This is a genomic window from Paractinoplanes toevensis, assembly GCF_018332695.1.
GTDB classification, from domain to species: Bacteria; Actinomycetota; Actinomycetes; order Mycobacteriales; family Micromonosporaceae; genus Actinoplanes; species Actinoplanes toevensis.
In genome coordinates, this window is the sequence record NZ_BOQN01000023.1 from 1 (window position 1) to 11,389 (window position 11,389).

An 11,389-nucleotide genomic window follows, 5' to 3' on the forward strand; every position below is an offset into this window, starting at 1 on the left:
CCACGCACGCGGATTTGCCGAATTGAGTGCGTCGCACAAAGGCCCTCGGGCCAGCCAAAAGTGGTCGTTCAGTCACTTCTTGAGTCCGAGGAGAAGGAGCAATGCTGCTACTATGATTCCGGCCACGATCGACGCAGTCATGGTAATCATCTGCTTGGATCCCTCTTGGCGGAGGGTGACCAGAAATCCTTCCCAAAATGTTGGCCGAAGACCTTTCACGAGAAATAGATCATGTCCTAACGCCGAAGTTATCGCGGCGACCGAAGATGAATTATCCGGTGACCCGATCCATGATTTGGCGAGCATCTTCTCGATGTCGGGTATAGTCTCTCTGACGCCATCGTCTGCGAGCGCGCCCCTGCAGTACTGGCACAGATACGACGATAAAACCTTCTGACGCACCTCATCGAGAGACGGCGTGAAGTCGCAGGGGCAGCCCTTTGTTCCGACGTGCACCGATCCGCTCAGTCTCGGGCTCACGGACGCGATCACCTCACGCACGATCAAGGTCAGGATAAATTCGAGGATGGACGGAGGCGCCATCGAGCGCTTCCAGTTGCCGAGTGCGATAACAGAGATGCGGTCGCAGCGTAGGCTATAGAAGTTGTCAGAGAACCGCACGGTCGACAACACGATGATGCGATCTGGTGGCAGCTCTTTCGTCAGATATCCTTCAGCACGCCGACGAAATACTCCGAATTGCCTTTCCTGGAAAGCTGCGCAACCGTTGCGTATATCTTCCCGATCGACAGGCGAGTTCGAACGCAAACCTATTAGCATCTGATCCTGCGAGTCAAAGGGAATGAACTCAAACTCGAAGCGGTCTTGAATTGTGTTCAAACTGAGAACAAGAAATCGAAGTGCGGCATCGTTGACCTCTGCCATAACCGACAAAATGCCGAATCGGCGACGTGGCCCAGAAGAGGGTTGGGCTTCATCGATCATGGCATCATGCACGGAAGCCTCCTGATTGGTTGGACATTGCAGCCCCACACCTACAGCAGTTGCCGCGCGCCGTCCATCGCTAATTCCGTCGGAAGCGTGTACGGTCCGGACGGAGATCTCCAGCCTCGTATATGGCTAACAACGTCCCGGCCGGACGACAACATCGGCGACGTGGTCGCGAGCCCGCTCGTCTACCCGAGCAACGTAGCGGCCTTCGTTACCGACCATCGATACGCGCTCTCATGCCGCAGACAAGGCGTGCCCTGTCTCAGCACCCGTCACAGTGCGTGAACAGCGGGGTCGGCCGACGACGCGCGAGCGGGTCTCGCTGGGGTGGTGCCCGAACTTCACCGGCTGGTCGACGTGTTAGCCGAGCGCGGTGACTTCGAGGCATTGCGCGGCCGCGCTGACGCCGGCGACTCTCACGCCGCCGGTCGACTCGCCGAGCGCGGTGTCTTCGACGCACTGAGTCGACCTGTTCGCCGGCGTCGGCGGGCTCGCCTACGGCCGCCACCGTTCCACGTCGGCCGGATCAACGTCAGCGCGTAGGCGTAGCAAGCGAACGGGATGGCGATATCGGCCTTGGTCGTACGCCTGATCGACCACGACCTCGACGACAAGCAACGGTTCGACCTGCTGGTAGGGCTGAGGCTCGCGGCGGTCGACCTGGCCGATCCAGGCGGCGGGCAGCGGTTGCGGCCACTGATGGACGCCGCCGGAAGCGGTGAGCATCCGGCCGATCTCCTGGCGCTGGCTCAGCGCGAGCGGTACGGTCCGGGCGACGTAGCGTAGCCGACGGCCGTGGTCGTCGAAGCGGCCGAGCAGCAACGCTCGCGGTTCCTCGACCGCGCCGATCACCCCGCCGACGATCGCCTCGACGGTGACCTTGCGCTTGTACTTCCACCAGGTCGAACCTCGGCCGCCAACGCGATAAACCCCGGCCAAATCCTTCACGACCAAGCCTTCCGCGCCCGTCACGCCCAGCTCGTCGAACCAGGTGCGGGCCAGCTCGACGTCGTAGGTCTGCGGGCAGAGCACGAGCGTGGGCGGCGCGTTGACGAGCATTTGCTCGAGCCGGGTTCGCCGCTGGCGCAGTGGCAGGCCAGTGAGGTCGTCGCCGGCGGCGGCGAGCACGTCGAACACGACCAGGTTCGCCGGCCGAGCCGCGGCCTCCCGACGCAAACGACGCCCGGCGGTGATCCGTCCGAGCAGCGCCGGGAACACCGTCCTGCCTACCTCAGTATCGAAGATGATCAGCTCACCGTCGACCACTGTGCCCGCCGGCAGCGTCTCGCGTACCGCAGCGGCAACGTCAGGAAAAAACGGCGTGAGGTCCTTGGCCCGGCGGCTCTGGAGGTAAACCCCATCCTGCCGGGAGAACGCCAGGCATCGCCAACCGTCAAACTTGACCTCGTAGGCGCAACCGCCGCGGCACATCCGTGGCTCGGGCAGCTCGGCCACCCCTACGCAGCGCATCGGCTCTACCGGCGGCCTGAGCATATTCCGACGCTAAAGATCACAACGTGTCCCGCGTGCCGGAATGACCATTTCATACATGGCCGGGTGGCCGGGTGCCGCCGAACTACATCACTGTTCTTTGATCAATGATATTGCTGATGACCTGCGCAGACGCGATCGTGGAAGAACCGGCGGACGCTCGGAACACACGGAAGCAATGAGTCACTGAAGGTCACACTCACCCATGTGCCGAGGTCCGCCGTTTCACCGCCACGCGATCTATCACTCGAAGCTTCGATCACGTACCGGCGGTCGAGTCGACGCGGCGATAGGCGCGCTGCGCATTGAACACTGACCCCGGTCCCTCGCGGACTTTCCGTCTGGTTGGCCACCACGCCCAGTTGCTCCGCACGTTATGTCCGACGGCCGTAGATGACCGGCACGAGTTGCCGGCTCCCTCGAAGCTGTACTCGCCTGCGTGCTCCAGGCGCCGGTGTTCGCGTCGACCAAAAGGTGCGGAGTGCTCGCAGCTGTGGGCGCTCAGCGTTTCGTGTCGTTCGGCGGGCTACTTTCCTGCTAAGGCCCGGGTGGCGGCTTTACCGATCAGGGCGATCGCGTCGATGGGGTCTTTCACCTCGATGGTGGTCACGCGGGTGTAGGTGTGGGTGCTCTGGTCGGCCGGGGCGAGCCAGAGCACTTTGCAGCCGGTGGCGGTGAGCCAGTCGATGGTGCGTTGAGCGTGGTCGTAGCCGTTGCGGTAGAACAGCCCGTCAGAGACCACGACCAGCAACCGTGCGGTTCCGGCGGTTCGTAGGTCGAGAAGGTTGTGGGCGACGCCGACCGCGACGTCGAAACACTCCGCCTGGGCATCGGCCTTGAGCTTCGAGACGGTGCCGGGCCGCTGTCCGGGAGCGATGACCACGGTGGCCCGGCCCCCGACGGCGATAGTGGTGCTGCGGGCGCCGGCTTTGTGGGCGGCGGTGCCGAGGATCCACGCGGCCGACGACAGCGGATCGACGAAGGACCGCATGGAGCCGGACACGTCGACTAGCACCGCGACCTTAAGTTCGGGGGCGGGTGCCTGCTGGCGAATGGTGCGCTGCCAGGGTAGGGCGGTCGGCACGGCCCCGGCGGCGGCCTGCGCCTCACCGGCGATTGCGGCACGCGCTCGTAACCTTCCCGGGGGTAGGGCGGCGTCGTGACGCATCATGATCGGCTCGCGGGCCTGAGCCCGGCGCAGGGCGCCGGCCAGGACGCGCGCCGCCCGTAGTTCGGCCGGGCGTGGTGTTCGGCTGGTCCACTCGGCTTGCGGTCCGTCGCCGAGGAATTTGGGCACCGGCGGCAGGGTTGCCGGGTCCGGCGCGGGTGGGGATGCGGCGTCCTCGTCGTCGGGCTCGCCGCTACCGGGTTCTCCGCCGGGCGGTAGCGGGGGGAGGTCGACGACGGCGGCCAGGACGGCGGTGATCGCGCCCGCGATGCTGGTGCCTGTGCCTGTGCCTGTGCCGCTGCCGGGGGCGGGGATTTGCGGGGCGGCGTCGGGGTCGATCCCCAGGGCGATACACCAGCGGCGGGCTAGGTCGATCATCGCTGGGGCGTCGTCGTCGGCGACGGTGTGCGCTTCGCGCCACAGCGTGCGCAGCTTGCGGAGCAGGCGTTTGCCGAGCACGCGGGTGGCGGCGGCGCGCAGCGGGCGGACGTCGGCGGGTTTGAGGATGCCGGTATCGACGCGGGCCAGTAGCAGCCCGGCGGCGTAGGCGGCGTTGAAGGCGGTGTCGGTGGGTGCGCTGCTGGGGTCGACGATGGTGCGCACGCACGCGCGCAGCCATTGCCGGTCGCGGGGCCGGCGCCGGCGGTGGCCGAGTTCGGCCCGGGATTCCTCGAGCATCCCGGCGATGTGGGACAGGATCGGTGCGGTGCCGGGCGGGTCCGTCCACCGGCTGTGCATGGCGTGCGCGGCTTCGTGGACCAGCGCGCCGTACGGTGCGGGCACATCCTTCTTGTGGCCGGGCCGGGCCGGGTCGGTGATCTCGGGATCGCCGATGATCGTGGCGTCGACCTCGACGCGGTGCTGTGAGGGGATGTAGCAGGCGGGCGCGCCGTGACCGAGGCCGGGGGCGACGGTGACGGTGACGTCCGTGCGGCCGGTCAGTACGGCGATCTGCTTGGTCCAGGCCGCCGACCACCGATGCCAGCGGGGGTCGGCGACCGCGCTGCCCGCCGTCGCCGTCGGGTCGGGTGGGGTGGCTGGGTGCTGGACGTGTCCGGTTTCAGCTGCCATCAGCAGACCTCCCGACCGGAGCAGAGACGATCTCTCGGGGCCGATCGCGGGGTCAGCATTGCTCGCCCAGGCTGAGCGGGCTGGCGGTGTGCCGGGCCTTGTCCTTGATGGTGGCGATGACGGTGTCGCGGTCGTCCTCGGGGGCGATTCCGGCGAGGTTGGCGAACGCGGCGTCGAGGCCGAGGGTGGCGGCGATGCGTTTGAACGCCAGCAGCTCGCGCAGTTGCGGCGCCCAGTCGATCTCACCCTTGCGGAGTTTCTGGTTCAGGATGCGGGCCACCGTGATGGCGTCGGGGGGAACGCCGAGCGAGCGGGCGAGGGTGAAGTCGGTGGTGACCTCGATGTGCACGGAGAGGCGGGAGGCGAGAGCCTCGGTGAGGATCGCGCCGTGCACGCCGGGGTTGTGGCCGAAGATGACGTAGAAGCCGGGTTGCGCGGTGACGGCTTCGTGGTGGTGGGCGGGGATGGTCAGGGTGCCGCGGCCGTCCATGACCGGGTACAGCACGGCGAGTACGCGGGGCGGGATGAGGGTGCCGTCGTCGACGAACAGCGCCCGGCCCTCGCGCATCGCGGTCACCAGCGGTCCGTGCGAGAACATGTAGCCGCCGCCGGGCTCGGGGACGTAGGAGCCGAGGAAGTCCTCGACGCTGGTGTCGCCGTGCCCGCCGACGGTGATCACGTCGGAGAACGCGGCCTCGACCAGGCTGGTCTTGCCGGTGCCGGGCGGTCCTTGTAGCAGGACCTGGATGCCGTCGGCGCGTAGGCGGCGCAGCACGTCGACGTCGCGTCCGCCGGCCAGCCGGCGCGGCTGGTACCAGATGCCGCCGGGGCGGCGCACCGGCCCGGTCGTGCTCGTAGGTGCTGCCGCCGCGGCGGGTGCGGCGGTGGACGGTGTGGTGCTCGGGTCGGCGGCGGCGGTCCCGGCGGGGGTGACGCGATAGCGGCGGCTGCCGGCGGGCTGCTCGACGACGTGGCCGACAGTTTCGAGGCGCTGCAGGGCGGCGCGCACCGCGCCGGATGACCGGCCGCCGAGGACCTTGGCGATGTCCCCTGCGCTGTGCTGGCGCTCGGGTGCCGCGGCGATGACGGCCAGGACCTGAGCGCGGAGTCTGCCGGCGGACAGTTTCGGAAGGCCACTCTTGGTGCCGGGCCCTGGGTGAGTCATCGGCCGGCCGCCGGGCTGGCCAGCGCCGGGCTGAGGGCCGGCAGGGTGGAGGACGGGACTGGGGTTCGCATCGATGGGGTGCTCCTTGGCGCACAAAGGGTGCTGCCGCGGCACCCCGGGTTGTCCCGGGGCACCGCGGCAGCCACCCGAAGCGGGTTGGGTTGCCGTGCCGGCCGGGACGACCGGGACGAGAAAGGGCGCGGGGCGAAGGCCCGCGCCGAACGTGGAACAGAGACGGGACGGTTACCTGGTCAGGCCGGGTGGCCTGGCCGTAGTCCGGACGCCGGAATCAGGTAGCGGCGCCGGGGCGTGACGATCACCGCCGGGCTGTCCGCGAGGGTGCCGGGATCAGGGCGTAGGTCCGACGGTGTTGATGTCTGCGTCGCTGTCGCCGTCGATGTCTGGTGCGACGTAGAACGTGTTGCCGTACCGCCAGATGCGTCCCACCTCCCAGGGATCCTCCACGTCGGGTATGACGCACTCCAGGCGCACGCGACCGACGAAGATTCGCGGGTTCTGGGCGGCGTGGCGGATGAGCTCGTCCAGCAGCTCCTCGACGCGCGCACCGTCATCGGCGCTGTCCGGCGGGTCGTGCCGTGGGTCGGCTGCGGTCGTCGTCGGCGGGTGGTCGGGTGCTGGGTCGGTGAAGCGGCGCGCGAGGGCGTGGCCCAGCTCGGCGAGACCCTGCCGGTTGTCGACGTAGACGGTGCCGTCGAACAGCTCGATGCCGGCCTGCTCCTCGGTGAGTGGTTCTCCTCGGAAATCGTCTCCCGGGCCGAGCCACCTGGCGATCCAGCCAGCTCCTTCGACCAGCAGCCGCTGCCCGCGACCGATTCCGAGCCCGCGCCCGTGGAGGGTGAAGCAGGCCGGGCACATGTTCGCCCACGGCCCGAGCCGGGTGGCGCCGTCGTAGCCGGCGGGCACGACCATGCCGTGCATCTGCAGGTGGATGTCGCAGTTCGGGAGTTCGACGACGTGGACGAACGTCCCGTCGGTCATGCCGCTGGCGGTCGGGCCCGGCCTGGTGGCCGTGTCACCGGTCCCAGTGGGGTGGCCGAGTTCGGTGGGCTGGTCGACGGCGGCGATCTGGTTGGCGTCGTCGAGCCGCATCGACACGCTGTCCGCGGTGTCGAAGTCGATGTCGACAATGTTGGTGTGCCGATGGTGGCGGCGAACGGTGCCGAGGGCGCCGGGCCGCAGTGCGGTGTGCGGGTCGCTGGTGCGGATCAGCAGGATGCGTTGGCCGCTCTGGTAGATGGTCACGGCCGCGCCCCGCCGGTCGGCTCAGCCACCGATGTGGTGGTGGGTAGCAGGTCGGCTGCGGTGACCAGCCGTTGCCGGTCGTACAGCGGGCTGTCGGCGGCGTCGGCGTCGGTGACCTGCACCGGTTCGGGGCGGTTGGCCTTCAGGATCCGGCCGGCGGCGGTGCGCAGCTGATCGGCGGTGGCGATTGTCGCGTGTTGCAGGGTGACCAGCCCGGTAGCCAGCGCGGCTCGGATCTGGTCGAGGCGTTCGCGTTCGCGGTCCAGCCGGACGAAGGCGCGGCCCTGCTCGACCGCGACCGCGTCGAGGTCCTCGCTGCGGCAGCTCGGTGGGACGAGCGCGATCGCGGCGTGCAGGAGCCGGTGGGCGTCGAGCCGTTCGTGGTCGGCGCGGAGGCGTTCGCGGACCGCGATGGCCCGGTAGTGCTCGATGACGTCGGCGCTGGTCGGGCCCTCGGTCCGAGGAACCGCGTCCCAGCCGTGCTCGTACCAGGCGGCCAGCCACTGCAGCAGTTCCCCGGCCTGGGCCCGCGAGAGCAGGATCGAGCGCCGTGAGGAGTCGCCGTAGGTGCGGTGCTGCACGCCGAGTACCAGGTCATCGGTGCAGGGGCGGTGGTGGCGGGGGCCGAGCAGCAGCACGTCGTTGCCGCCGGTCTCGTGCAGTTCGAGTCGAGCGAAGCGGGCGCTGTCCGCTTTCGGTGTTCGTGTCACGGGGTGTGGTCTCCTTCGGTAAGGGAAGAGACCGCGCCGACCGGGCCGGCCGGCGCGGTGCGAACAGGCCCGCGTGGCGCGGGGTGTCTGTTCGTGGTCGGCCGGCAGGCCGGTGATGCCAGAAACGTGCGTAGCTCCCTGAGGTCAGGTAACGCCGCCGTCGGCGGACGTGTCCCGTCAGGGCGGGTCAGTGAGGGCGTGTGGGACGTGCCGTGTCACCAGTCGGGGGTCAGCCCGAAGTGTTCGGCGAGCCGTTCGTACTTCTCGCGCAGCTCCCCATCGACCGGGAAGCTGTCGTCGACCCCGTCGTCGCGGGAGTGGTACGCGTCTTCCAACGCGCCTTGCAGGGTGTCGCGCTGCTCCACGGTCAACGTGTAGGTGAAGTCCGCTGGCGCCGCCGTCTCGCCGGCCGGGCTGCTCGACCACCGGTAGAACGTGACGGTGGCCGCCGTCGGCCCGTTGGCCTGCGGGTGTATCAGCCCGAGGGCGGCGCTGAGCTGCACGCACCAGCCGGTAGGGAACTTGTCGTCGGCGTACGCGATGTCCCAGGCTTCGTAGCTGTCGGTGAGGGCGTCGCTGGGGGTCACCCCGCCCGTGACGTAGGCGTCGACGGTGTGGCCGGGGTTCTCGCTGCGGGTGCGGTCGTAGGGAAAGCGGACCACGTCGCGTTCGGCCAGCGATGTCATGAAGGCGGCGAGCAGCTCGTGCAGCCGCTGCTCGGCGGTGACGCGCAGCTGCGCCTGGTGGGGGCGGATCTGCTCGTCGGACAGCTCGTAGCCGTACAGGCTGGGGTGCTCGATCCAGTCGTTGTCGAGCAGGGTCCGCAGGTCTTCGATGGTGGCGTTGCGGCACAAGGTGGTCGCCGCTGTTTTCGCGGCGGGTAGGTCGGGGATGCGGTCGGCGGGCAGGTACAGGTCACGCAGGCTCATGTGAGCACTCATCGCGACCACCTCCTTCTTGTTGGGTGGCGGTGCATTCGTGGGTGACGCCCGGTGGCGGGCAGTCGCAGTGCGCAGCGGCCGGGGCCGGGACGCGGGCGGTGCCGCGTCCGGCCCGTTCACCGGCGGATTGCCGTCACTGCGTAGCGGTGTCGGTGGTGAGGTTCAGCCGTGCGCGTTCCAGGGCGATCAGTTCGCGTGCCGGCGCCTGCCAGCTGTCGTCCCCGGTGGGTGCGGGTGTCTGCCCAGTGAGCAGGGCGCGCAGTGCGGGCACCTGGTCGGCGTAGGCGCCGCCGAGGGTTTCCAGGTCAGCGCAGGCGCGTTCGGTGGCCTCGCGCATCTTCTTCGACCACTGCCCGGGTTGTCCCCACTTTTCGCGGCGCCGGCCGAGCATGGCTCCTTCGCACAGGTTGTAACCCAGCCACACCACGGGGGTGTGCACGCCGAGGGCCTCGGCGATCAGGGCGGTCTTGTCGTAGTTCCAGGCCCGGCCCCGGCCCATGCTCGCCCGGAACCCGGCGGCCCGCGGGTTGGTCAGCGTGCGCCAGACGTCGGGGTGTACCGCGGTGGAGGCGACCAGATCCTTGGCGTCGGTGAAGCCACCGGCGACGAGTGCCTGCGGCAACCGGTCGGTGATCAGGTGGGCCAGCTCGCGGCGGGTCACGGGAACGGCGGGATCGTCCACCCGGGACCGGCGAGCCCGACCCGTTGCCGGGGGTTGCTGCGCGGTCTCGTCGAGGTCGGGTAACGGGGCGCCGTCGGCGAGGTACTCGAGCATCTGCGCGGCGAAGTCGCCGAGCACGTGCTCGAAACCGCGGCAGCGGTCGGCCCAGTCGGGAACCGGGATCCAGCGGCCCCCGCCGCGATGCGCGACGCGGTGGGCCGCTTCGTGCAGCAGCACGCCGAGCAGCCGGTACCGGTCGGCCAGCGCGTTGAGGTGGACGGCCACCCCACCGGTCTGGGGGTTGTAGAACCCGTCGGAGCACAAATTGGTCTCGCTGGCCGAGTACACCCGCACCCCGTCCAGGGCGAACGCCCCGATCCCGCGGCGCACCAGCAGCGTGGCCTCAGCCAGCGCAGTGCGCTGCTCGTCGGTGAGCGCGCTGTTGGGCACCCAGGTGGTTTTGTTGCGAGTCTTTTCGTAGTGCCGGCGCTGGCTCTGCCGGGCGGCCTCGACCCCGAGCAGGTGCATCAGCGCCCACCGCTGGTGGCTGGACAGTCCGTTGGCGGTCACCTCGGTGAAGCCCTTGTCCCGCAGGTCGAGGGCTGCTTCCTCATGATTTGGGTCGGTGTAGAACGTCTGGGCCGGTAGGTGCACGCGGGCCCAGGACCGCCACGCGGCCTGGGGTCGTGGCTGACTGACCTTGTCGAAGAATTGTTCCTGTTCGCGGAGTTTGTGCCCGGCCAGGACGTGGGTGGCGAAACGGTCCACGATGGTGGGGTCCTGGCTGTCGGCGAGGATGGCGCGGACCGCGTCGCGCAGGGCGCCGGCCTCGATGACGGTCCGGTCGCGGTTCTGCAGTGCTTTGTCGTCCAGCGGCAGGTCGTAGGAGGCCAGGAAGCCCGGCATGGTGCAGACCAGCACGCCGCCGATCCAGACGCGTCCCGGCTCGCCGGTCAGCACGCACCGGCCCGGGGCGTCGGGGGCGGTGTAGCCGGGTTCGCTCAGGGCCCGGAACCGGCCGATGGCCTCGTCGGCCGGCTCTGGTGGGCAGACGATGCTGATCACGGTCCCCTGGGTCCGCGTCGTGCGGAACAGGTGGTAGATCAACACCTCCGCTCCCTGCTCGGAGCGCGAGGGAATTAGTCCGCCGAGCAGCCGTCGATGTTCGACGGTCGGGGTGAAGCCGTAACCGACGGTGTCACAACGCACCTGCCCGATGTGCGGGCTGCGGGCCAGTACCAGGCATGCGAGTTTCTTGCCCTCGCCGAACTGGCCGATCTGCGCGTTGGTTTTCGACGAGTAGCCGAGGATGAGTCCTTCCTCGGGGATGCCCGGCCCGGTATCGGTGATGGTGAGGACGCCGTCGGCCCAGACGACCCGGGCTTGCGGGTCTTCGTCGAGGGCGTTGGCGATGAGTTCACAGATCGCCCGGACCGGGGTCCAGGACTTCACGTAGTCCGGGGAGATCGGATAGGCGAGCGTGTCGACGGTGGCCGGTAGCGGCGCGAGGGCCGGCATCGCGGCCTCAGGGTGCCGTTGGGGGGAATTGGTAGGGGGGTGGACGGAATCCACGGTGAGCTCCTCAGGGGAGGTGAATGGCAGAAGGCCGGCCCGGGGGTGTCCGGGCCGGCCTTCTGGTGTGCTGTGGTCTTGCCGTGTCGTGCGCCTGTCATTGCTGGTCAGAGGTCGTCTGGCGGCTCCTTGCGCGTGGGGCGGTGATGCGACGCGCCACTGAGGTGGGCGGCGACATGGGTGTAGCCGGCCGGTGGGCGTCTCGAGCGAGAAAGCAGGCGAGGCTGCCGGCCTGGCCGGCTGGCGTGTCGCGTGATGCGGTCGGTGGGGTGGGCCGGCTCGCGGGCCAAGGACGCCGGGCTCGACCGCCTCTGGCGCGCAGCGCGAATGCGCTACGCCCAGCCGTGCCTCGATCACTTGCGACGGCATCTGGCCAGGGCGGTGCTTGGCGTGACG

The 11,389-nt window shown here is 69.1% G+C and carries 8 protein-coding genes; all 8 read right to left on the reverse strand.

Features of this window, described 5'->3' with window-relative positions; translation table 11 throughout:
- Nucleotides 1-72 precede the first annotated feature (72 nt).
- Nucleotides 73-957, reverse strand: a complete 885-nt coding sequence (locus tag Ato02nite_RS09450; protein ID WP_213006047.1) for a hypothetical protein — start codon at nt 955-957, stop codon at nt 73-75.
- A 489-nt stretch (nt 958-1,446) separates the two neighbouring features.
- Entirely contained in the window at nt 1,447-2,406 is a 960-nt protein-coding gene (locus tag Ato02nite_RS09455) for an ATP-dependent DNA ligase (protein ID WP_213006048.1), read from the reverse strand.
- Between the two features lie 562 nt (nt 2,407-2,968).
- Entirely contained in the window at nt 2,969-4,681 is a 1,713-nt protein-coding gene (locus Ato02nite_RS09460; RefSeq protein ID WP_213006049.1) for a vWA domain-containing protein, read from the reverse strand.
- Nucleotides 4,682-4,733: 52 nt separating this feature from the next.
- Nucleotides 4,734-5,846, reverse strand: coding sequence for an AAA family ATPase (locus Ato02nite_RS09465; RefSeq protein ID WP_213006050.1), 1,113 nt, complete (start codon nt 5,844-5,846; stop codon nt 4,734-4,736).
- Nucleotides 5,847-6,194: 348 nt separating this feature from the next.
- Entirely contained in the window at nt 6,195-7,109 is a 915-nt protein-coding gene (locus Ato02nite_RS09470) for a hypothetical protein (protein WP_213006051.1), read from the reverse strand.
- A complete protein-coding gene (locus tag Ato02nite_RS09475) occupies nt 7,106-7,819 on the reverse strand; it encodes a hypothetical protein (protein WP_213006052.1) in 714 nt (237 codons plus the stop codon). The genes Ato02nite_RS09470 and Ato02nite_RS09475 overlap by 4 nt, the downstream gene beginning before the upstream one ends.
- A gap of 215 nt (nt 7,820-8,034) precedes the next feature.
- Nucleotides 8,035-8,760 carry a hypothetical protein gene (locus tag Ato02nite_RS09480; RefSeq protein WP_213006053.1) on the reverse strand — a complete coding sequence of 242 codons (726 nt, stop codon included), beginning with the start codon at nt 8,758-8,760 and terminating at the stop codon, nt 8,035-8,037.
- Between the two features lie 133 nt (nt 8,761-8,893).
- Complete coding sequence (locus Ato02nite_RS09485; protein WP_213006054.1) at nt 8,894-10,939, reverse strand: ATP-binding protein; 2,046 nt, start codon at nt 10,937-10,939, stop codon at nt 8,894-8,896.
- Nucleotides 10,940-11,389: the final 450 nt, after the last annotated feature.